The following is a 22,459-nucleotide window of genomic DNA, read 5'->3' on the forward strand; positions in this document are numbered from 1 at the left end:
TCGGTGAATGAGTGAGTCTGACAGCTGCTTCGCCCTGACTCCCCGCACTCAATACGGAGCACTTTTTTTCTTTGCCTCTCCAGAACATCATCACTCATTCACCGAGTCGCTCATTCACTGCCCATGCGTATCGCCCTGTTTCCCGGCTCCTTCGACCCTTTCACCAACGGCCACCTCGACGTGGTGCGCCGGGGCACCGAGCTGTTCGATGAGGTGATTATCGCCATCGGTAACAACAGCAGCAAGCAGCGCTACTTGCCGGTAGAAGTGATGCAGGGCATGATCGAGGACGTATTTCGCGATGAGCCCCAGGTGTCGGTACGGTCTTACAAGGGCCTAACGGCCGATTTTGCCCGCGAAGTAGGTGCCCGGTTTCTGCTGCGCGGCCTGCGCAATACCACCGACTTCGAGTACGAAAACACCATTGCCCAGGCCAACCGCCACGTCAACCCGGCCCTCGAAACCGTATTCCTCATCACCTCCCCGGCCCTGGCGGCCATCAGCAGCACCATCATCCGAGAAATCCACCGTTTCGGCGGCAACGTCGACGATTTCGTACCCTTCACACTGCCGAAATACGAGTAAGTTCAGCCCCAGGCAGCAAAAGGCAGCGCCGCTCAACGGCCCTTACGGGTAAGTTGAGCGGCGCTGCCTCTTGCTGCCTGGGGCTGACTTTGCTACCCTTACTGCCGACGTGCCACAACGCGCATACCGATGATTTCGGAGGCATTGCTGGGGTTCATTACGGGCAGCACCATATACTCGGGGGCGGTCAGGCTCAAGTTGGCCTCGCGCAGTAGCTCGTCCTCGTCGCTGCCTACCAACACAAGGTCGCGCACTTTGCGGTTGCTAGCGTTGAAGGTCACGATCATGGTGGTGCCGTTGCGCTCGAAGGTATTGATCCAGTCCTGGCCCTTGGTCATGCGCATCTGCTCGGCCGTGGGTTCGAGCCCGATGGCCTGCTCCTTGGTTTCCTTGGGGGCTCCCAGCGTGCGGCGCACCTGGTCGATGTTGCGGCCCATCAGTGCGGGCACATCAACGGCGGCCGTGCGGCCGGCAGCTTGGCTACCGGTGTTGGGGCTACTGCGCTCCGAAGCCATCTGCGAGCCGCTGCACGCGGCCATACTCCATAAAAGGCCAAGGGCAAGGTAGTGGGAAACACGCATGGAATGGAAAGCTAAGGGTGAAATATTACGTAGTGGGATCTTGCTCGACGGGGGCAACCTGGCCGGCCGTTTTGCTCAGGTAGTGGCGCATCACCAGCGCAATGCTGGCATACGACTCATCGAGGACGCCGAGGGCCTCCTGGGGCGACATCCAGCGGACTTCCTCGATATACTCCTCGGCCTGGGGCTTCATCAACGAGTCGTCGAGGCAGCGCATGATATACCAGTTCGTTTTTTTCAGGATTTTGTTGCCGTTGTAGGCGTAGGAGTGCCAGGTGCTGGGCAGCTCTTCGCCCAACTCAATCCGCACATTGCACTCCTCCTCCACTTCGCGCAACGCGCCCAGGGTCGGGTCTTCCTCCTTTTTGAGCTTGCCCTTAGGCAAATCCCACTTACCGAGGCGGAAAATCATCAGCACCATCCCATCCTTTTCCACCAAGCCGCCGGCAGCCTTCACAATGCGGAACTGGTCTTTGAGGTGGAGAATGAGGCGCTTTTTTTTGCGGGCCAGCAGCGTGAGGGAGGTCAGTTTTTTTAATTTCTTGACCTCCATCAGCCGTAGCAGCCGGTCTACAAAGCCGTCCGTCACGTCGCGCACCAGCACGTCGCCCACCAAATCCTTCGACGTAAACTCGTCCTCCGGATTTAGAATCAGGTCGTACTTGTGCTTGTAAATCTTTTCGCTGTTTTTCTTGATAATCAGCGGAATATCGTTGATGAAAACGTTCATCGCGGGGTAAGCTGGAGGGCAGAAAGAGAACTGAGACGGATTGCTGCAAAGCACAGCATATTTCCCCGGATACGAAAATACCCCGGGGGCCGGGCAAGATACGGGATGTAGCCGGTTGTGTTCCCAAATGGTGAGTTGGTAAAATGGGGATTTTGGTGAATCGCCATCTTATGCTTCCCTCAAGATGACAACCTACCAAACCCATTACCTCGCCTCCTACCTTCGCCCCATGAAAAAAATTGGTTTGCTTTCCGATACCCACAGTCACCTCGATGAGCGGATACTGCACCATCTGCGAGGCTGCGACGAAATCTGGCACGCCGGCGACTTCGGCACGGCGGCCGTAGTGGAGCAGCTGGAGGAACTGGCGCCACTGCGGGGCGTGTACGGCAACATCGATGGCCGCGACGTACGCCTAACCCAGCCACTGGTGCAATACTTCGAGCTGGAAGGCCTGCGCGTGCTCATGACCCACATCGGGGGCTACCCCGGCCATTATAGCCCCGCTGGTCGTGCCCTCGTCGAGGAGCACCGGCCCGGCCTGTATATCAGCGGCCACTCGCACATCCTGAAAGTGATGCCCGATAAGGCCCGCCACCTGCTCCACCTCAACCCCGGTGCGGCCGGCCGCCACGGCTTCCATAAGGTGCGCACACTGCTGCGGTTTGAGGTGGCCGACGGCAAGGTGCAGCAGTTGCAGGCCGTGGAATTGGGGCCGCGCGGCAGCGAGTGAGTAAGTGTTGTAGCTGTTTTCAGCCGCAGAATACCAGTAGCCATAAAAAGCTATATTATAAATAAAATAAATTATATTTATAAAAACAGCCACAGGACCTCTTTTATCGGTTTGCGGCGGCCAGCACCTCTTTATCCCACCCCTTACTTTCAGTACTATGCCTCTTTCTCTACCTAATCTTACCACTCGTCTGAAACGGTTGCCCCTCTTGCTGACACTGCTAGCCGGTTCGGCTGCTTACGCGCAAGCCCCCGAATGGCAAATGCCCCAGACTTTCACCCAAACAAACGGCAGCTCTCATGTTGCCGCCGTCGCCACCGACGCAGCCGGTAACGTGTTTGTGGTTGGTTCGTTTTCGGGTACGGTCAACTTTGGCGCCACTACGCTGGTAAGCGCGGGCCTTACGGATGCCTTCGTAGCCAAGTGGAGCCCGGTTAGTAAACGCTTCGAGTGGGCCCGCGGCATGGGCAGCGCCGACCGCGAAGAGGCCTTGGCTGTGGTGGTTCGCGGCAGCAGCGTATATGTGGCCGGAGCCTTTTACAGCTCCACCGTGGCGTTCGGGGCCGTTACGCTCACCAATACCAACAAGACCGCCGCTACCTCCGATGCTTTCATCACTAGGCTCACGGATCAGGGCAGCAGCGCCGATTTCATCTGGGCCCAGCCCATCTGGGGGCCTGCCAATGAGCGGGTAAATGCGCTGGCACTAAGCGAATCGGGCGTGTACGTGGGTGGTTTCTTTGAGAGCGACGTCACGGCTTTCGGCGAACTGAACCTCAGCAATGGAGCATCCCCCCTGGCCGACGGCTTCGTGGCCCGACTCGCGGAGGTGGCGGGAGAATATCGTTTCGAGTGGGTGCGGCCCATCAGTGGCAACGGCCGTGAGGAGGTGTACAGCTTGGCGGTAAATGGTAGCAGCGTGTATGCGGCCGGTAGCTTTTCGAGCAAGAATGTCGCATTCGGCAACCTGGGATTAACCAACCTGAGCGACTCCGACAACAGTTCCGCCAACGACGGCTTTCTGACCCGCCTGCTCGATACCGGTACCGCAGCCAGCTTTGCCTGGGCGCAAAACCTGGGCGACGCGGCCACCGCAGTAGCGGCCAATGGCAACAGCGTGTACGTGGCGGGTAATTCAACCTCCCCGGTCATTGTGAATGGTAGCCGCCCCGACGATATGTATGTGCTGAAGCTCACGGACGAGGGCAACGGCGCTACCCGCGTCTGGGAACGGCAGCTTACCGGCCCGGGCCGTAATTTCCTGCGGGGCATAACCGTGCAGGGAAGCAGCGTGGGCGTGGCCGGTACCTTCGATGGCCGTACGCTCAGCGCGGGCGGCCAGACCCTGACCAACGCGGGGGCCGTTGGCACCGATGATTTATTTGTGGCGCTGCTCACCGACCAAGGCAGCACCAGCGCCGTGGCTTGGGCGCAGCAGGCCGGGGGCCCCGGCAACGATGCCGCCGAGGCACTGACCCTGACGACCACCGGCCTCTACGTAGTGGGCGATACGCGCCCGTCCGCGCAATTCGGCCGCTTCACGGTAGCCGCCACAGGTGGCAGCCCCGTGGGCTTTCTGGCGGCAGTAGGAAGTGTTGCGCTGGCCACTAAAACGCTAGCGCCCTCACTTCACTTCAGCCTAGCCCCCAATCCGGCCCACAACACAGTTCGGCTCCTACTACCGCCTTTGCTTGGTGCGGCACGCGCTACACTTACAATGCGCGATGCCCTGGGCCGGTCGGTCCGCGCCATTACTGTAGCCCTACCCGCTGCTGGCCTGACCTACGAGCTGAACCTGACCGGCTTGGCTCCCGGCCTGTACATGGTCGGCGTGCAGGCCGGCACGGGGCGGGTCACGCAGCGGCTAATGGTGGAGTAGCCGCTGCTATTAGAATCAAAAAAGACAGCAAAAAAAGCCTTTCCGGGTTAGGAAAGGCTTTTTTATTATTATTCGCACTGACTCCGGTCACCGCTGGCTGGTAGCGTCACTTTCCTGGCTGGGGCATTAAGCGGGCCCCTACTGCCAAGCTGGTGCGCGCTAACCTACTCGGCCGACTCTAGCTGGCTGAGGCCCGAATTAGCGGCGGCCTCCGTAGCGGCCTCCGACTCGTGAACGGCAGCGGCAATGGCCTCCGTTTTAGGAGCAATGTCGGGGCGGCCGCCTCCGTTCTGGAAGCTGGCCTTCAACTCGTCGAGGTCCACGTTCTTCAGTACGGGGGTCAGCAGGAGCTGCTTGATGATGCGCTGCTTGTTGTTGGCGCGAGCAATGTTCTTGCGGTGCTTCCGCTTCAGACGGGTAACGCTCATTTTCCGGGTCGGTTAAAATCTTTCTGTAAATGAGGGGCAAAAGTAAGGACTAAATTTGACACCCGAAAACCTTTGCCAATTTTACCGCTTCTTGCAGCCATGAATACGCCCCCCATCGACCTGCGCTCCGACACCGTTACGCGCCCCACTCCGGCCATGCTGGAAGCCATGTTCCATGCCCGAGTCGGCGACGACGTGTATGAGGAAGACCCCACTGTGCAGGCCCTGGAGGCCGAAACGGCCGCCCGCTTCGGCCTCGAAGCCGGCCTGTTCTGCCCTTCCGGCACCATGACCAACCAGATTGCCATTAAGGCCCACACCGTGCCCATGAGCGAGGTCATCTGCGAGCAGACGTCGCATATTTATTTGTGGGAAGTGGGCGGTATTGCCTTCCACTCGGGTGCGTCGGTGGCGCTGCTGACCGGCGACCGGGGCCGCCTCACGGCTCCGCAGGTGGAGGCGGCCATCCGGCCCGAGAACGTACATTACCCCATCACCCGCCTTATTTCGCTCGAAAACACCCATAACCGAGGCGGCGGCAGCTGCTACACCCTACCCGAGCTGGAGGCCTTGGCCGAGGTGGCCCGCCGCCACCGCCTGCCCCTGCACCTCGATGGGGCCCGGGTGTTCAACGCCCTGGTAGCCACTGGCCAGGACGGCCGCGAGTACGGGCGCCTGTTCGACACCATTTCGGTGTGTTTGAGCAAGGGGATGGGCGCGCCGGTAGGCTCGGTGCTGCTGGGCAGCCGCGCCTTCATTCAGCAAACCAAGCGCATTCGGAAGGTAATGGGCGGTGGCATGCGCCAGGCCGGCTACCTGGCCGCCGCTGGTTTGTACGCCCTGGAGCACAACGTGGAGCGCCTGGCCGACGACCACCGCCGGGCCCGAAAACTGGCCGACCTGCTGGCCGCCCGCCCCTACGTGGCCGAAGTGCTACCCGCCGATACCAACCTGGTCATCTTCCGCCTCCGCGACAGCCAACCCGCAGAGGCGTTTCTGGCTTATTTGGAGCAGCAGGGCATCAAGGCCTCGTCGTTTGGTCCCCAGCTCATTCGGTTCGTGACCCACCTCGATGTAGACGATGCAATGCTGGCGCGGGTGGAAAAGGCGCTGGTCGCCCTCGACTAGGGTGGAGTATGACGTACGACTGGGCTTTGTGCCTCGAATTCGCGTCTTTTACCAAAACTCTCCCTAGTGTCCTTTCATGGAATTATATAATACCCTGACGCTGCTGTTAGTCATAGCAGCAGCTTTCGGCTACATCAATCACCGCTTTCTGCGCCTACCCTCCACCATCGGCCTCATGATTTTGGCCCTGGTATCCTCCCTTGTTGCCATTGCGTTGGGCCGCCTAGGGGTACCCTGGTTGCTCACGGCCAGCGAACTGGTACGCGGCATCAACTTCCATGATGTGCTGATGGAAGTGATGCTGAGCTTCCTACTCTTTGCCGGGGCCCTGCACGTCGATGTGCGCACCCTGGGCAAGGAGCGCGGCTCGGTGGCGGCCATGGCCGTGGCCGGTACGCTGCTTTCTACTCTGATTGTGGCCGGCAGCACCTACTACGTGCTGCCTTTATTCGGGGTCGAGACGCACTTTATCTACTGCCTGCTGTTCGGGGCCCTGATTTCGCCCACCGACCCTATTGCCGTACTCGGGATTCTGAAGCAGGCTAAAATCAGCAAGAACCTGGAAATCAAGATTGTGGGTGAGTCGTTATTCAACGACGGCATTGCGGTTGTCGTCTTCGCCAGCCTCTACGAAATTGCCATTTACGGCACCGATAAGGCCTCGCCGGCTTTCATTGGCAAGCTGTTCCTGCAAGAAGCACTGGGCGGCGTGGTGCTGGGCGTGGTGCTGGGCTACGCCGGCTTCTGGGCCCTGCGTACCATCGATAACTACAAAGTAGAAGTGCTCATTACGCTGGCCCTGGTCATGGGCGGCACGGCCCTGGCCTCGCAGTGGCACACCTCGGGGCCGCTGGCCATTGTGGTGGCGGGCCTGATTGTGGGCGACAAGGGCCGGGAGAAAGGCATGTCGGACCTCACCCGCGAGTACGTGGATAAGTTCTGGGAAATGCTCGATGAAATCCTGAATGCCGTGCTGTTCGTGCTCATTGGCCTTGAAATGCTGGTGCTCGACATCAACAGGACTATCCTCATGGTGGGGGTGATTTCCATTTTCCTGACGCTGCTGGCCCGCCTCATTTCGGTGGCCCTCCCCCTAAGCCTGCTCAAGCGCTACTCCGATTTCAACGCCCCTACCCTGCGCGTGCTGGTGTGGGGCGGGCTGCGGGGCGGTATTTCGGTGGCGCTGGCGCTGTCGTTGCCCGATTCCATGCCCCGTGACCTGATTGTGGGCGCGACCTATGTGGTGGTGGTGTTCAGCATTATTGTGCAGGGTCTTACCATCGGGCCGTTGGTTAAAAAGCTGGGCCTCAGCACTGAGGCCGAACCGGGCATGCACTGATGCTTGTACGTACGCTATTAGCCGAGGACCATTAGCTGCTAGATTTCGTTTAAGCATAAAACTATCAGCCAATGGCCCTCGGCTAAAGGTTTAAACACGATGGACCTATTCGTTATCGGGGATGTGCACGGCTGTTACCACACGCTGCGGGAGGTAGTGGGCCACTGGCGGCCGGCCACCGAGTTGCTGGTGCAGGTAGGTGATTTAGTGGATCGGGGCCGCTTTGCCCCCGAGTGCGTGGAGCTGGCCCGCGAGCTGGAGGCCAGCCATCCCGGCCGCACGGTGTTTCTGCGGGGCAACCACGAGCAGGAAATGCTCCGGCACTTTGGGCCCCAGGGCCCGAACCCGCGCTGGCTGACCTGGGGCGGCGACGTTACCGTGCAGCAGTACCAGGGCCGCCGAATGCTGTTGCAGCACCATCTGGCCTGGCTGGAACAGCGCCCGTTGTGCTGGGAAAGCGAGCAGCTGCTCATCAGTCATGCTGGGTTTGCCGACACGCTTACGCCCCTGGACCCCGGAAACCCCCACGGCGTACTCTGGCGGCGCGGCCCCTTACTTAACCAGGGGCGGCGGCAGGTAGTAGGCCATACCCCTACCGCCGGCGAAATAATGCTCGACCCCGCCTCCAACGCACTTTACGTGGATACTGGAGCGTACCTGGGCCAGTGCCTGACAGGCATACGCCTCGCCGCCACCGGGCAGGTGCTGGCCGAGTTTCCAGTGCCCACTTCCCGCCTCGATATTGCCTTGGCCTAGCGCCGCTGTTTTCCCTTCCGCCTATGTCCGCCCTCACTTCCTCCCCTTCTCCCGAAGCTGCCCTGCGCCACCTGCGCGCCGCCGACCCGGTGCTGGCCCATCTGCTAGCCGCCGGCCGGCCCATTGCGCCCGCCGCCCACGAAGACCTGTACCTGGGGCTGCTACGCGCCATCGTGAGCCAGCAGATTTCTACGAAGGCGGCGGCGGCCATCTGGCGTAAGTTTCAGGGTCTGTTCGGCCCCGAGGGCTACCCCGAACCGGTGGCGCTGCTGGCCTTTTCGGATGAGGAGCTGCGCACGGCCGGCCTTTCGCGCCAGAAAGCGGGCTACCTGCGTGCCATTGCCGATTTTTCCCTCCGCGACCAGCTCGACCACGCCCACCTGAGCCAACTCAACGAAGAAGAACTCACCCAGCACCTCACCCAAATAAAAGGGGTTGGCCGCTGGACGGCCCAGATGCTGTGCATGTTTGCGTTGGATATGCCCGATGTATTTCCGGAGGGCGACCTGGGCATCCAGAACGCCATGCGCCGCCATTATGGCTTGGAAGAAACCGGTCGGCCGCTGCTGCGCCGCATGGTGGAGCTTGCCGAGCCTTGGCGGCCTTACCGCACGTTGGCCAGCAAGTACCTCTGGCAGTCGTTGGATAACAGCCCTGGTGCGGAGTAGGACTGGCGCGCAGTAGTTGGCAACGTTGGCCTTACTGCTCGCCTTTCCGGCGGGCATCGCGGATGCCGAGGGCAATGGCAATGAACGTAGACACTATCGGCACGAAGAACCCGAACAGCAGCCAGGGCCAGAACCGCCGCCCGTACATGTGGGCAATGTAGACGGTCATCACCGCCGACAGCAGGCAGAGGGGCAGGGCGAAGAACAGGGTATCAAATAAGAACATAACGCGAAAGTAAGCGGCCTATTGGTAGTCAACCGGAATCTGGGCCAGCTGTTGGGCCAGGTTCCAGCCCGCAGGCCGGATGTTGGGGTAGAACCACTCCGCGCCCGCCCCCAGCCACTGGGCCCGCCGCTGCCGGGCAGCCTCCAGTGAGGCGTCGTGAAATCCGAATTCGGTGCCGCAGCAGCTGCACCACGTGTGGTCGGGCGTGCGCCCATCCGCGCCCCACGGCGACTCATCGTAATCCAGGCCGCACACGCGGCAAAACCAAAGGGCCATAGGTAGTAGTAAGGCGATACAAAGAGGAACAATATGCCGGGAATTACCCCCGCATCTTGCCGCGCTTTACCAGGTAAGCGTACAGCACTTTATTGAACGGCTCCCGGATATCAACCGGCACGAAGTCGATTTTGTACTGGCCGCAGCGCAGGGCCAGGTCGTGCTCGTAGCGGCGCATGGCGGCCTGGTACTGCTCGCGCACTTGGTTGGGCTGGAGCTTGAGAGTCTGGCCGGTTTCGAGGTCCTCGAACAAATACGGGCGGTCGGGGAAGTTGAAATCGGCCTCGGTGGCGCGGTCCATTACGTGGAACAGCAGCACCTCATGGTGTTGGTGGCGCAGGTGCTGGAGGGCGGCCAGGGTTTCGGCCTGCTCGTCGGGGGCGCGGCCCAGCATGTCGGAAAACAGCACCACCAACGAGCGTTTCGGAATTTGCTGGGCAATGGCATGGATAACGGCCGCCACGTTGGTGCCCGCCTGCCCCACCGGGGCGGGGCGCTCCAGCAGCTGTTGCAGCGTGAGCAACAGCGTGTGGCGGTGGGTACTGGTGGAGCGCACCGGCGTTTGCAGCTCCACTGCGTTGGCGAACGTAACGAGGCCTACCGCGTCGCGCTGCTTTTGGAGCAGCGTAGTGAGGGCGGCCGCACAGAGCACCGAAAACCGCAGCTTATCGTGGCCCGGAGCTGGGTAGTACATGCTCGGGCTCACGTCGAGCAGCAGGTGGCAGCGCAGGTTGGTTTCCTCCTCGTAGCGCTTCACGAACAGCTTGTCGGTGCGGGCAAACACCTTCCAGTCGAGGTGGCGGGTGCTTTCGCCGGGGTTGTAGAGGCGGTGCTCCGAGAACTCGACCGAGAAGCCGTGGTAGGGCGACTGGTGCAGGCCCGTAATGAAGCCCTCCACCAGTTGGCGGGCCAGAAACTCCAGGTTCCCGAAAGAACTGACGGCGGCAAGATCGAGGGGTTGGGCCATAGAGGAAGAGCGGCGGGCGGAACTACGGCAAGATACAACGGAATCGGGCGGACGGCCCCGGCAGAAGTCTAGTAAGCCCGCTTACCAAACCAGTTGACCCATACAATCACTATACGTTAGCTAAACTATATAATCTTGCTTTTATACCATAATAGACACTGTCGGCTTCCTCAGCGGTGAGGCTTAAAAGTTGCTTCTTTTTCTTATTTATATGTTATTATCCCGAAATAGGAAAAATAGCACTCTAAAACTTTCCAATGTTACCCTAACTCCGTATTTTGCATGCAACTTCAATCATCTTGGAATAACCAAATTTTAGCAACTAGGCCAGTGGAAGACCGTCACGACCAGGAAGAAATCTACTCCCAACGCATCAAAGCCGGTAAGCGCACCTACTTTTTCGATGTAAAAGCCACCCGCGGGCAAGATTATTACCTCACTATTACGGAAAGCAAACGCCGCCTACGCGACGACGACACGTTCTCTTACGAGAAGCACAAGATTTTCCTTTACAAAGAGGACTTCCTCAAGTTTGTGGATGCCCTGCAGGACGCTGTGGAATATGTGCGCGAGGAGTTGCTGACGCCCGATGAAGTGGCCGAGCTCGACCGTCCCCGCCCCGCCTACGACGACCGTGACCAGCGCGACGGTGGCTACAACATTCCGCCCGCCCCCGCCACCGATTCTGCCTACTAACTGCCCCTGCCTAGCGAAACAAACTTTACATTACTCTTTCTGGCAACTGCCTGCCTCACGGCGCACCTAGCTTTTATAGCTGGTGCGCGTGTTGCGTTTAAGCGAAATGGCTTGGGCTTGCGCCGGGCGCCCCAGGGCACCACCCGGCTTAGCCGTTCGCCACGATCCGCGAAGCCGGAGCTTCGCGCTACATCCTTGCGGGTACCATGCTTTCCCCAAAAAAGCCCCGTACCTTTGCCCCCTGAACTAGGCCGATAGCCTGATTCCTTATTTCTTCAACTTACCATCTCCTCTTATGGGTCTCCGCTGCGGTATCGTCGGCCTGCCGAACGTCGGCAAATCCACGCTTTTCAACGCCCTTTCCAACGCCAAAGCCGAATCGGCCAACTACCCGTTCTGCACCATCGAGCCCAACGTGGGCGTGATTACGGTGCCCGACGAGCGGCTGCAGATTCTGGAAGAGCTCGTGAACCCCAAGCGGGTGCTGCCCACCATCATCGAGTTCGTGGACATTGCCGGCCTCGTGAAGGGCGCCAGCAAGGGCGAAGGGCTGGGCAATAAATTCCTGGCCAATATCCGCGAGGTCGATGCCATCATCCACGTGGTGCGCTGCTTCGACGACGAGAACATCGTGCACGTGGCCGGCGGGGTCGATCCGGTGTTCGATAAGGACGTGATTGACACCGAGCTGCAGATTAAGGACCTGGAGAGCATCGATAAGAAGCTCGCCAAGTCGGAGCGCTCGGCCAAGAGCGGCGACGCGGCGGCCAAGAAGGAAGTAGTGGTGCTCCAGCGCTTCAAGGATGCCCTCGAAGGCGGCCAGAACGCCCGCGCCCTGGAGGTAACGCCCGAGGACCTGGAAGCAGTGGCCGATTTGCAGCTGCTCACCATCAAGCCCGTGATTTACGTGGCCAACGTGGACGAAGGCAGCATCCAGAACGGCAACGCCCACGTGGCAGCCCTACAAGCCCATGTGGCCCAGGAAGGCGCCGAAGTGGTGCTCGTGTCGGCCGCCATCGAGTCGCAGATTGCCGAGATGGAGGACCCCGAGGAGAAGGAGATGTTCCTGGGCGAGTACGGCCTCACCGAATCGGGCCTGAACCGCCTGATCCGCGCCTCCTACTCGCTGCTCAACCTGATTACCTACTTCACGGCCGGCGTACAGGAAGTACGCGCCTGGACAGTGCACCGGGGCGACAAAGCCCCCGCCGCCGCCGGCGTCATCCACTCCGATTTCGAGAAGGGATTCATCCGCGCCGAAGTTATCAAGCTGCCCGACTACCAACAGTATAAGACCGAAGCCAAAATCAAGGAAGCCGGTAAAATGGCCGTCGAAGGCAAGGAATATGTGGTGCAGGACGGCGACATCATGCACTTCCGCTTCAACGTGTAAGGCAGTAAACCTGAACGTGTCATGCTGAGCGCAGCGGAGCGGAGTCAAGCATCTCTACCGCAGTAGGTAATCTTGTCGGCTGCATAGCAGGGCAACGAAGCGGTAGAGATGCTTCGACTCCGCTCAGCATGACGTTCTCTTTTACTTCCACTCTCCTCAAACCGCACTCCTCATGCACGTAAAGGACAGCAACGGCAACCTGCTAGCGGAAGGCGACTCGGTGACGCTCATCAAGGACCTGAAAGTGAAGGGCTCCTCGCTCACGCTCAAGCGCGGCACAGTGGTCAAAAACATCCGCCTCACCAACAGCCCCGCCGAAATCGAAGGCCGGGCCGGCGGCAGCACGATGGTGCTCAAAACCGAGTTCCTGAAGAAAGCCTAACGCCGCAGTTTCTGCCGCCCCCGCCGTACCTTAAGCGCCCCGCCCGAATTGTTCGGACGGGGCGCTTTTGATTTCATTCATAAATATGGATAACCTAGAATCCTATTTTCACGCGCCGTTGGCACAAGTGCTGGGGAAAAATTTGCAAGCCTGCTTTTATCATGATGTGTTCGACCAGAAATTTCTAACTACCAATGGCAAAGGAGTAGATATAGTTGCACATCAGATAGAACTACTTTTCGACGATAATCAGACCATATTTATTTCGTGGGCAAATATTGACGGATGGCATCAATATAGCCTCAGCGTGTCAAATAAGTCTTTTTGTGTCCATGCTGAAAGATATTCGGCAAATCCAGCATTTTGGCAGCACTACATTGGTGCGAGTTTTTCTCGCTACGAAATATATGGATACGCTACGAATCAAATTGATACACATGATTCGCACGGCCTTTTTGTTCAATCTAATTATTACTTCAATGAACCCCACCTCATTTTATTGTATTTCGACAACGTGGTAGTTGGAGTGGCTAATTTCTATCTAGAAGAAAACTTTATTCCCAGGCTTCCAATGGGGGATGATGTTTGGATACTATTTGATCCAATGAGTATTCAACTCTGCATAAAAAAGCTAGGCCTCGAAAAATTCGAAGCCTAGCTTTTACATATCCTTGGCAAGTTTACTTCCCCACTACTTTAAACAGTGTGCCAGCGCTGAGTTTGTCGGTGGTTTTCATGCCGTTGAGGATGGCCAGCTCCTCGTAGCGCTTGGAGGACACGCCGTTGGCGGCCAGGGCCTGGGCCAGCGTCTGGCCGGCTTTGGCGGTGCGGATGCGGATTTTCTCCGACTGGCGGTTGAGCTTGTTGGCATCGGTGAGGCGGCGGAAGCCCTGGGCGGTGCGCTGGAAGGCGGGGCCGTAGCTGTTGAGGGTGCCGGGGCCGCAGAGGCCGATGAGGGCGTAGAGCGTTTTGCCGTCCTGGATGATGTAGGAGAGCGTGCTGGCCTGCACGCCCTGGCGGCCCTGCTGGTCCTGGCCCACCTGGTCGCCCTGCACCACCACGGCGGGCAGGCCGTTGACGGTCGTGCTAGTGGCCTGGGGCGAGTTCAGGTTGAGTTCCTTGGCCAGGGCCTGGGCAGCTTCCTGGGCCGAGTTGCCGGGAGCCAGGGTAAGAATCTGGACGGCTTTGCCGTTGGGCTCGGCCATCTGGAACTGCTGGGGCGAGTTCTGGTGCTGCCAGCCCTGGGGCACCGGAAACTGGAATTTCAGCTCGGGGTGGTAGAACACGCCGCTTTCCACGAAGCCCTGGCGCGGGTCGTCGCCGTAGGGCAGGCCCTCGAGCATGCGCAGGTAGCCGTTGCGGTTCACGGTGAGGGCGCGGCCGCCCTGCTGCTGTTTGGCCTTGGCGGCCAGCTGCTTCACGGTGCTGTAGCGGTCGGCCGAGTTGGGGTGGCTACTCAGGAAGGTGGGCGTGCCGCCCGCGCCGCTGGCCTGCTCCTCGCGCTGGAGGGTCAGGAAGAAGTCGGCCATGTGGGAGGCATCGTACCCGATCTTGCTCGAATAGGCCACGCCCAACTCATCGGCCTCACGCTCATCGTCGCGGCCGTACTTAAGGAACACCAGCCCCACGCCCTGGGAAAGCGGCTGGGCCAACGAGGCCACCCGCTTCGAGAAGATGGAGCCCAGCAGCAGCGCCCCGCTGGCCAGCGTGGAGCGGGTCTGCTGCTTTTCGCCGTGCTTGGCCGTAATATGGCCTAACTCGTGGCCCAGTACGCCCGCAAACTGCGCCTCATCGTTGAAATTGGCCATGATGCCGCGCGTGAAGTATACGTTGCCATCGGGGGCGGCAAAGGCGTTAATCACCGGCGAATCGACGATGGTAAACTGGTAACCAAAATCGGCACGGCTAGACACAGCAGCCATCTGCTGGCCCTTCTGGTCGATAAATTTCTGGAGGGCCGGGTTGTTGAGCAGCCCAAATTGGGCAATTACCTGTGGGTCGGGCTCCTTGGCCGGCGGCGGCGTACGGAACGCGGTGGAGCCGGCCAGCGGCAGCAGCAGCAGCAGGGCCGCACGGCGCAGGGAGGCAGAGGAATAGGGAGTCTTCATGGGCAGCGGGAACAAAGAAGTGGGAACAGGCTCTCAACGCACCTCGACCGTAGAAAGGTTACGATAGCGGGTTGAGCAATGAGTTGCCAGGCAAAAAAACGCCCGGCAGCGCCATGCGCCGCCGGGCATTCCGGCATTGGAAACCAAATACCCCGCCACTTCTACTTGCCCACTACTTTAAACAGCATCCCGCGTCCGAGTTTGTCGCTGAGCTCCATGCCGTTGAGGATGGCCATTTCCTCATAGCGCTTTTCGGGTATGCCGTTAGCGGCCAAGTTCTGGGCCAGCGTCTGCCCGGCTTTGGCGGTCCGGATGCGCACGTGCTCAGGCTGGCGGTTGAGTTTGCTGGCATCGGTGAGGCGCTGGAAGCCTTCCATGGTGCGGGTGAACACGGGCACATAGGCCGCGAAGTCCTGGGGAGAAGAGGCCCCGAGGAGCGCGTAAATCGTTTTGCCGTCCTGAATCAGGTAGGTTAGCACCTGCACACCGGCCACCTGCTGGCCCGTTTGGGGATCCTGCTGCACCTGGGTGCCCACGAAGGCCAGGGCCGGGAAACCGTTCACCGTCAGCTGGCGCGATTCGGCTACCTGCAGGTTGAGCTGCTTGGCCACGGCCTGGGCGGCCTCCTGGGGCGAGTTGCCGGGGGCCAGCGTGAGCATCATCAGGGCCTTGCCGGCGGGGTCGGCCATCTGGAACTGCTGGGGCGAGTTCTGCGACTTCCAGCCCTGCGGAATCGGGAACTGGAACTTCAGCTCGGGATGATAAAAAGCGTTGTTTTCCACGAAGCCCTGGCGCGGGTCGGCTCCGTAAGTGATGCCGTCGATCAGGCGCAGGTACTTGTCGCGGTTGACTTCGAGTGTCTGGGGCGTGCCGGGCTTCTGCTTCCACTGGGCCGCCAGCTGGTTGACATGCGTGTAGCGGTCGGCGGGGTTGGGGTGGGTGCTGAGGAAGTCGGGGATGGCCTGGCCGCCCGCCTGCTGCTGCTCGCGTTCCAGGGTGCGGAAGAAATCGGCCATTTCGGCGGCGTTGTAGCCGATTTTGGTCGAGTACTCCACCCCCAACTCATCGGCCTGGTTTTCGTCGTCGCGGCTGAATTTGAGCGTGAGCAGCTGCAACCCCTGCATGGCCTGCTCGCCGAACTGGGCCAGCCGGGGCGAGGCAATCATGGCCCCCATCAGGCCCACCTGGCTCAGGATGGCGGTAGTTTGCTGCTTGGCCGAGTGCCGGGCCGTGACGTGGCCGATTTCGTGGCCCAGCACGCCCGCGAATTGGGCTTCGTTGTTGAAATTGGCCATAATGCCGCGCGTAAAGTACACGTAGCCGCCCGGCACGGCAAAGGCATTAATCACGGGCGAATCGACGATGCGGAACTGGTAATTCAGCTCGGGTCGGTGCGAAATAGCGCCCATCCGGTCGCCCATCGTGTTGATGTATTGCTGGAGCTTCTGGTCCTGGTAGAGGCCGAACTGGGCCACCACGGCCGGGTCCGACTCCTTGCCCATAGCCAGCTCCTGCCCTTCCGACACGAGCATCACTTCTTTCTTGCCCGTAACGGGGTTGGTGGCGCAGCCGGCCAGCAGCAGCGAGGCGCTCAGCAGCGCGGGGAGAAAACGTTGGGTCATGGGAATAGGATCAGGGTGAGAGGATACCTCTTCCAACGCAAATCCGCCCCCCGGCGTTGGCCACCGTTGCTAACATCCTCCGTAACAGGATCATAGCGCGAACCGAAGGACAGCAAAGCTCCCGCTTTGCGTATCGTTGCTGACGGGCACACGACCTCGTTCAATGATACGCGAAGCGGGAGCTTCGCTGTCCTTCGGTTCGCGCTGCAACCGCGCAACTACCCTATGCCGACTGGCCCGCTGGCGCTTCGGTTTCCGGCTCTTCGGCCTGCTCCTGCTCATCCTCCTCCTCGGCTGTGGGGCGGCCCTGCTGGCAGTCGAGCCAGTTCATGACGGGCGTGGCCAGCACGCCGTGCATAATGATGGACACGAGCACCGTGAAGCCAGTGGTGGCCCAGAGCCCGCGGCCGTCGGGGAAGTGGCGGGCATCAAGGGCGAAGGCCAGGTAGAAAAACGAGCCGATGCCCCGGATACCGAAAAACGAGATGACCAGCCGTTCCTGCCACGCCAGCCGGCTGCCCAGCAGCGTGAGCATCCCGCCCAACGGCCGCAACACCAGCACCAGAAACAGCCCCAGCGCCACCCCGGTCCAGCTCAGGTGCTCGAACAGCCCCCAGGAAATTGCCCCGCCGAACAAAATCAGAATCACCACAATCAGCAGGCGCTCCAGTTGGTCGGTGAAATCGTGCATCTCGTTCTGGTGCTCGTGGCTGCGCTCGTGGCGGCGCAGGGTGGTGGCGGCCACGAACACGGCCAGAAACCCGTAGCCGTGCACCAGCTCGGTGAGGCCGTAGGCCGTGAGCGTAACGGCCAGCGCCACGAACCCGTAGGCGCTGGGCTTGATACGGATACGGTGGGGCAAATCGAAAATCAAGTACGAAAGCCCCCGGCCCGCCAGCCAGCCGCCCAGCACGCCCATGGCCGTGCGGTAGCCCACGTCCATCCAGGTCCAGTGCCAGAGCCGCTCACCCAGGCTTTCCTGGGCGATGGGCAGCAGCGCCAGCGCCAGGTACACGAACGGAAAGGCGAGGCCGTCGTTGAGACCGGCCTCGCCGGTGAGGGCGAAGCGCACGTTGTCTTCGCGCCCTTCGCCGGGTTCGCCCACCTGCACGTCGCCGGCCAGCACTGGGTCGGTGGGGGCCAGCGTAGCGGCCAGCAGCACGGCCGCGGCGGGCATCATCCCGAACAGGCCCCAAGCCACGCTCACGAACCCACCGATGGTCACCAGCATCAGGCCCAGCACCAGCACCAGCGGAATCCGCCAGGCCTTGAGCGAAAACCGCCGGTCAATCTTGAGGCCGGTCCCGGTCAGGGCCACCGTCACGCAGATTTCGGTGAGGTGGATGGCGAACGAGGAGAACTCCACCGGATCGGGGTCGGGCAGGCCCAGCGGCAGGCTGAACAGCAGCAGGCCCAGGCCCACGAAAAAAATTGGGTACGAAAGCGCGTATTTCCTGAGCAACGACGGCAGCCAGGCCACCCCCAGAATTGATACGCCCAGCACGACGAGAATAATATTGTACATGCAACAGGTTGGGTTGGTGGAGGGGCTGGTTGGGGGAAACCAGCCCGACATAGGGCGGGGCTTCGCTTCGCTGTCCTGCGGTTGCCCCCACCCGCCAGCAAACGGGAACTGCTAGAACAACTCAGGCGGCTTTTGTTTGACGCTAATCGTTGAATGGCGGGCGGGGGCAACCGCAGGACAGCGAAACCCCGCTCCTACCTCGTTCTATCGGTGTCGTTGAATGGCGGGCGGGGGCAACCGCAGGACAGCGAAGCGAAGCCCCGCCCCTACGGCCGGCGGCTGTTCACGTCTAGGCGCTGGTAGCCGATGAGTAGGTCGGTGCGGGTGCCGGGCGGGCGGTAGTACACCAGCAGATCATACTGGTTTTCGGTTTCCTGGTGGCTGCCCTCCCAAGGCAGGCTGTTGGCCCCGGTGGGCGTTTGGGTGGCGTAGTAGTAGTTATAGTACCCCTGCTTGAGCAGCGCGTGGCCCAGATACACCTGGTTGGCTGCGTCGTAGGTCAGCTTGAACTCGTCGCGCAGCTGCCAGTCCGAGAGGGCCCCGATAACGTAGACCGGGCCGGGTGCGGGCACTGGCGAGCGGAGCTGGAACGTAACGTCGAGGTAGTCGGGGTTGGTGCCCGGGTCGCCGACGAACTCACGGCTTTCAATCAGGCGCTGGCCGTTGATGTCGTCGTACTGGGTGTAGCGCTGGTCGGCGCGGGAGGTTTCGGGCTGGAGCAGCGCGGCCCGGGGCGTGGCCTGGGCATCAATTTTAGCCACCCCTATGCCCGCCGAGCGGAACGTGCGCAAATCTACAAACCGGAACTCGCTGAAACCGGGAAAGGCGTTTTCGAAGTTGAAGTACTGGTAGTCGAGCTGCTGCTCGGCGTCGCGCACGAAGGTGGGCCGCAAGTTGTAGTGGGCGTTGTCCCAGCGGAAGTTCTGGCGCAGCACCACCTTGACCTCCTGGGCCGGGTTCACGAGGGCCATGTTGTAGCGGATGGTAAAATCGACCTGCTGCAAAATGTAGCGTTCCTGCCCCGCCACCGGAATGCCCTGCTTCATGGCAATCTGCACCGCGCCTTCCTCGAACACCAACACCCGGCGGCTAAGCAGCGGGGTGCCGCCCGCGCCCTGCACCACCCACAGGTAGTTGCCCGAGAGCTTCACCCGCGGCATCTGCACCTGGTAGTGCTGGTAGGGCACTTTGGTGCTCACCGAGGGCCGGTAGTTGGTAATGAGCTGCTCGTTGATTTCACTCAGAAACTGCATGTCCGTCAAAATCGAGGGCTGCCAGTTCAGGTCGCAGTGGATGAGCTTGGCCGTGAGCCGCTGCCCCGCCCCGCCCAGCACATCGAACTCCAGCACCGGCGACTGGCCCTGGCCCAGCGGCACCACCGGCGGATTGAACACCTGCCCGAGCTGGCCCGTGGGCACGTAGCAGAGCACCGTCCGCACGTTGGGGTCATAGATGTAGTCCTCGTAACGCAGCTTTTTATCGGCGTAGTACTCAGTGCCGGTCTGCCCAGTCGTGGGCACCCGGCGGGCGGCATTGGGGTCGGTGATGGGCGTACCCAGCGGCACGCAGCCAGCGGCCAGCAGCAGGAAGCTTATAATCGGGAATAGACGCATAGTTGCGAATGTAATGCGAAAGGATGGTTCTGAGCGGTGTTGCATGGCCGTAGCGCGAAGCTCCAGCTTCGCGTATCGTTGAACGAGGTCGTGTGGTGAGGTCGGGAGCAACAGTACGCGAAGCTGGAGCTTACCGCTACAATCGTTCTGGCTTCAACAAAAAAGGGTGGCCCGTTACCGAGCCACCCTTTTTCAATCTAAAACGCAAGCGTTTTACCGGTGCAAATCGAAGCGGTCCAGGTCCATCACTTTGGCCCAGACGGCTACGAAGTCGCGCACGAACTTGGGTTCGGCGTGGCTGGTGCCGTAGACTTCGGCAATGGCGCGCAGCTCCGAGTTCGAGCCGAAGATCAGGTCAACGCGGGTGCCGGTCCACTTGACGGTGTTGGTTTTCCGGTCGCGGCCTTCGAAAAGCTGGTCTTCCTTGCTGGTGGCTTTCCAGGTCGTGCCCATGTCGAGCAGGTTCACGAAGTAATCGTTCGTGAGCTGGCCGGGGCGGTCGGTAAACACACCGTTCTGGGAGGAGTCGAAGTTGGTATCGAGGGCGCGCAGGCCGCCGAAGAGCACGGTCATTTCGGGAGCAGTCAGCGTCAGGAGCTGGGCCCGGTCGATGAGCATGGCTTCGGGCGAGGCCTCGTGGCCCAGCTTGAGGTAGTTGCGGAAACCGTCGGCGTGGGGCTCCAGGGGGGCGAAGGCCTCTACGTCGGTTTGCTCGGCCGTGGCGTCGGTGCGGCCGGCACGGAAGGGCACCTGCACGCCCTGGTGGCCGGCCTGGCGGGCGGCCTCCTCGATGCCGGCGTTGCCGCCGAGCACAATCAGGTCGGCCAGCGACACGCGCTTACCGCCGGTCTGGCCCTCGTTGAACTCTTTCTGGATGCTTTCCAGCGTGTCGAGCACGGTGCTCAGCTCGGCGGCGTTGTTGGCTTCCCAGTACTTCTGGGGGGCCAGGCGCAGGCGGGCACCGTTGGCCCCACCGCGCTTGTCGGAACCGCGGAACGTGGAGGCCGAAGCCCAGGCCGTACGCACGAGCTGGGGCACCGACACGGCCGAGGCCAGCAGCATGCCTTTGAGCTTGGCCACGTCGGCCTCGTCAATCTGCTCGTAGTCGGCGGTGGGCACCGGGTCCTGCCAGAGCAGTTGCTCGGCGGGCACCTCGGGGCCGAGGTAACGCTCGATGGGGCCCATGTCGCGGTGGGTGAGCTTGAACCAGGCGCGGCTGAAGGCGTCGGCAAACTCTTCAGGATTCTCGTGAAAGCGACGCGAAATCTTCTCGTAAATCGGGTCTTCGCGCAGGGCGATGTCCGTGGTCAGCATGAACGGGGCGTGCCGCTTGGCCGGGTCGTGGGCATCGGGAATCAGGCCTTCGCCGGCGTTGCCCTTAGGCTTCCACTGCTTGGCCCCGGCGGGGCTAGTGGTCAACTCCCACTCATATTCGAACAGGTACTTGAAGTAGTCGTTGCTCCACTGGGCGGGCGTAGAAGTCCAGGCGCCTTCGAGGCCGCTGGTGATGGTATCTTCGGAATGGCCCTTGCCAAACGAGTTCAACCAGCCCTTGCTCTGCTCGGCAATACCGGCGGCGGCGGGCTCGTGCTCGATGTACTTGGCGGGGTCGGCGGCGCCGTGAGTTTTGCCGAACGTGTGGCCGCCGGCAATCAGGGCCACGGTTTCCTCGTCGTTCATGGCCATGCGGCCGAAGGTTTCGCGGATGTCGCGGGCCGAGCCCAGCGGGTCGGGGTTGCCGTTGGGGCCCTCGGGGTTCACGTAAATAAGGCCCATCTGCACGGCGGCCAGCGGGTTTTCCAGCTGCCGGTCGCCGCTGTAGCGCTTGTCGCCACCCAGCCACTCGCGCTCCGAGCCCCAGTAGATTTCGTCCAGTGGCTCCCACACGTCGGCGCGGCCCCCGGCGAAGCCGAAAGGCTTCAGGCCCATCGATTCGAGGGCGCAGTTACCGGCTAGAATCATGAGGTCGGCCCAGGAAATCTGGGGGCCGTACTTCTGCTTCACGGGCCAGAGCAGCAGGCGGGCCTTGTCGAGGTTGGCGTTGTCGGGCCAGCTGTTGAGCGGGGCGAAGCGCTGCATGCCCGAGCCAGCGCCACCGCGGCCATCGGCGATGCGGTAGGTACCGGCGCTGTGCCAGGCCATCCGGATAAAGAACGGACCGTAGTGGCCGTAGTCGGCGGGCCACCAGTCTTGGGAAGTGGTCATCAGCTCGAACAAATCCTGCTTCACAGCTGCCAGATCGAGCTTCTTGAATTCCTCGGCGTAGTTGAAGTCCTCGCCCATGGGGTTGGAGAGGTTCGACTGCTGGCGCAGGATATTCAGGCGCAACTGGTTGGGCCACCAGTCGCGGTTACGCGTACCGCCACCGGCCGCCTGCGTGGTCGAGCCGCCCGCGAAGGGGCATTTCGCCACGGACGTGTCGTTCATGAAGTACTCGGTGGTGTTGTTTTCGGGGGCGCGCCCCTCTTGCTCGTGAGCCATAGTGATGAGGTTGATAAGTTGAAAGTCGGTGGTCGGGTCGGCGTTGCGGCCGGTTTCAGCCCGGTGCCGCAGTAGCTTAAGAAGCCGCTGCCGCTGCTATTTGTTGCCGGTTGCAAAGGTAGGCAATGCTTTCTAGATAAGAATTATTCTCATCTGAGAAGCTAAAATTCTACGGTTGCGCTGGCCGCAGTTGAAGCCAGTGGGCCGCACGCTGCCAGCTACTCCCAAGCGCTGCCCAAACTATTTAACCCCTGCACAGCCATTTTGTGAGCAGTGAATCTAAGATGTACGTAATCAATGTTTTACACTCTACCCTTGCTTATCTTGCCGGTAGCTGGCATCC

22 protein-coding genes are annotated in these 22,459 nt (G+C 60.9%); 11 read left to right on the top strand and 11 right to left on the bottom strand.

All coding sequences use genetic code 11. From position 1 onward, the window contains the following. Positions 1–123: 123 nt before the first annotated feature. Positions 124–585, top strand: coding sequence for a pantetheine-phosphate adenylyltransferase (gene coaD, locus CDA63_RS03860; protein WP_088463122.1), 462 nt, complete (start codon positions 124–126; stop codon positions 583–585). A gap of 98 nt (positions 586–683) precedes the next feature. Here the strand turns inward: coaD and CDA63_RS03865 are convergent, their stop codons facing one another. After that, positions 684–1,124, bottom strand: coding sequence for a hypothetical protein (locus CDA63_RS03865; RefSeq protein ID WP_088463123.1), 441 nt, complete (start codon positions 1,122–1,124; stop codon positions 684–686). Between the two features lie 67 nt (positions 1,125–1,191). Beyond that, positions 1,192–1,896, bottom strand: coding sequence for an NUDIX hydrolase (locus tag CDA63_RS03870; protein ID WP_088463124.1), 705 nt, complete (start codon positions 1,894–1,896; stop codon positions 1,192–1,194). Positions 1,897–2,125: 229 nt separating this feature from the next. On the opposite strand from CDA63_RS03870, the gene CDA63_RS03875 reads away from it, so the two are divergent. Beyond that, a complete protein-coding gene (locus CDA63_RS03875) occupies positions 2,126–2,629 on the top strand; it encodes a metallophosphoesterase family protein (RefSeq protein ID WP_088463176.1) in 504 nt (167 codons plus the stop codon). 157 nt (positions 2,630–2,786) lie between these two features. Further along, positions 2,787–4,508, top strand: a complete 1,722-nt coding sequence (locus CDA63_RS03880; RefSeq protein ID WP_126546720.1) for a T9SS type A sorting domain-containing protein — start codon at positions 2,787–2,789, stop codon at positions 4,506–4,508. Positions 4,509–4,672: 164 nt separating this feature from the next. Here the strand turns inward: CDA63_RS03880 and CDA63_RS03885 are convergent, their stop codons facing one another. Further along, a complete protein-coding gene (locus CDA63_RS03885; RefSeq protein ID WP_088463126.1) occupies positions 4,673–4,936 on the bottom strand; it encodes a hypothetical protein in 264 nt (87 codons plus the stop codon). A gap of 99 nt (positions 4,937–5,035) precedes the next feature. Between CDA63_RS03885 and CDA63_RS03890 the strand changes: the two genes are divergently transcribed. The 4 genes from CDA63_RS03890 (at position 5,036) to CDA63_RS03905 (ending at position 8,827) form a co-directional block, all read left to right on the top strand. Further along, positions 5,036–6,064, top strand: a complete 1,029-nt coding sequence (locus tag CDA63_RS03890; protein ID WP_088463127.1) for a threonine aldolase family protein — start codon at positions 5,036–5,038, stop codon at positions 6,062–6,064. A 76-nt stretch (positions 6,065–6,140) separates the two neighbouring features. Beyond that, positions 6,141–7,403 (top strand): cation:proton antiporter, encoded by a 1,263-nt coding sequence (locus CDA63_RS03895; RefSeq protein WP_088463128.1) that lies wholly within the window; start codon positions 6,141–6,143, stop codon positions 7,401–7,403. 99 nt (positions 7,404–7,502) lie between these two features. Next, entirely contained in the window at positions 7,503–8,159 is a 657-nt protein-coding gene (locus tag CDA63_RS03900; RefSeq protein ID WP_088463129.1) for a metallophosphoesterase, read from the top strand. A gap of 23 nt (positions 8,160–8,182) precedes the next feature. Continuing rightward, positions 8,183–8,827 (top strand): DNA-3-methyladenine glycosylase family protein, encoded by a 645-nt coding sequence (locus CDA63_RS03905; RefSeq protein WP_088463130.1) that lies wholly within the window; start codon positions 8,183–8,185, stop codon positions 8,825–8,827. 31 nt (positions 8,828–8,858) lie between these two features. Here CDA63_RS03905 and CDA63_RS03910 read toward each other — a convergent pair whose 3' ends face one another. From CDA63_RS03910 to CDA63_RS03920, 3 genes are read right to left on the bottom strand one after another with little or no spacing between them, the layout of a single operon-like run. Further along, a complete protein-coding gene (locus CDA63_RS03910; RefSeq protein ID WP_088463131.1) occupies positions 8,859–9,053 on the bottom strand; it encodes a hypothetical protein in 195 nt (64 codons plus the stop codon). 18 nt (positions 9,054–9,071) lie between these two features. Then, positions 9,072–9,329 (bottom strand): hypothetical protein, encoded by a 258-nt coding sequence (locus tag CDA63_RS03915; protein ID WP_088463132.1) that lies wholly within the window; start codon positions 9,327–9,329, stop codon positions 9,072–9,074. 43 nt (positions 9,330–9,372) lie between these two features. Next, positions 9,373–10,296, bottom strand: coding sequence for a DUF58 domain-containing protein (locus CDA63_RS03920; RefSeq protein WP_088463133.1), 924 nt, complete (start codon positions 10,294–10,296; stop codon positions 9,373–9,375). Positions 10,297–10,626: 330 nt separating this feature from the next. On the opposite strand from CDA63_RS03920, the gene CDA63_RS03925 reads away from it, so the two are divergent. From CDA63_RS03925 to CDA63_RS03940, 4 genes are all read left to right on the top strand, one after another. Then, positions 10,627–10,992, top strand: a complete 366-nt coding sequence (locus CDA63_RS03925; RefSeq protein ID WP_088463134.1) for a DUF3276 family protein — start codon at positions 10,627–10,629, stop codon at positions 10,990–10,992. A gap of 295 nt (positions 10,993–11,287) precedes the next feature. After that, positions 11,288–12,385, top strand: coding sequence for a redox-regulated ATPase YchF (gene ychF, locus CDA63_RS03930; RefSeq protein ID WP_088463135.1), 1,098 nt, complete (start codon positions 11,288–11,290; stop codon positions 12,383–12,385). A 172-nt stretch (positions 12,386–12,557) separates the two neighbouring features. Further along, positions 12,558–12,767: a zinc ribbon domain-containing protein YjdM gene (locus CDA63_RS03935; protein ID WP_088463136.1), complete on the top strand. Its 210-nt coding sequence runs from the start codon at positions 12,558–12,560 to the stop codon at positions 12,765–12,767. 85 nt (positions 12,768–12,852) lie between these two features. Next, positions 12,853–13,425 carry a hypothetical protein gene (locus CDA63_RS03940; RefSeq protein WP_088463137.1) on the top strand — a complete coding sequence of 191 codons (573 nt, stop codon included), beginning with the start codon at positions 12,853–12,855 and terminating at the stop codon, positions 13,423–13,425. Positions 13,426–13,447: 22 nt separating this feature from the next. Here the strand turns inward: CDA63_RS03940 and CDA63_RS03945 are convergent, their stop codons facing one another. From CDA63_RS03945 to katG, 5 genes are all read right to left on the bottom strand, one after another. After that, the gene (locus CDA63_RS03945; protein WP_088463138.1) at positions 13,448–14,875 is read right to left on the bottom strand and encodes a M48 family metalloprotease; all 1,428 of its coding nucleotides are present in this window, start codon (positions 14,873–14,875) and stop codon (positions 13,448–13,450) included. Positions 14,876–15,036: 161 nt separating this feature from the next. Continuing rightward, positions 15,037–16,497, bottom strand: coding sequence for a M48 family metalloprotease (locus CDA63_RS03950; protein WP_088463139.1), 1,461 nt, complete (start codon positions 16,495–16,497; stop codon positions 15,037–15,039). A 223-nt stretch (positions 16,498–16,720) separates the two neighbouring features. Then, positions 16,721–18,022, bottom strand: a complete 1,302-nt coding sequence (locus CDA63_RS03955; RefSeq protein ID WP_088463140.1) for a cation:proton antiporter — start codon at positions 18,020–18,022, stop codon at positions 16,721–16,723. Between the two features lie 266 nt (positions 18,023–18,288). Next, positions 18,289–19,635 carry a type IX secretion system plug protein gene (locus CDA63_RS03960; RefSeq protein ID WP_165768184.1) on the bottom strand — a complete coding sequence of 449 codons (1,347 nt, stop codon included), beginning with the start codon at positions 19,633–19,635 and terminating at the stop codon, positions 18,289–18,291. A 213-nt stretch (positions 19,636–19,848) separates the two neighbouring features. After that, positions 19,849–22,062 carry a catalase/peroxidase HPI gene (gene katG, locus CDA63_RS03965; protein WP_088463177.1) on the bottom strand — a complete coding sequence of 738 codons (2,214 nt, stop codon included), beginning with the start codon at positions 22,060–22,062 and terminating at the stop codon, positions 19,849–19,851. Between the last annotated feature and the right edge of the window lie 397 nt (positions 22,063–22,459).

Origin of the sequence: Hymenobacter amundsenii, assembly GCF_002204745.1 — a bacterium.
Taxonomy (GTDB): domain Bacteria; phylum Bacteroidota; class Bacteroidia; order Cytophagales; family Hymenobacteraceae; genus Hymenobacter; species Hymenobacter amundsenii.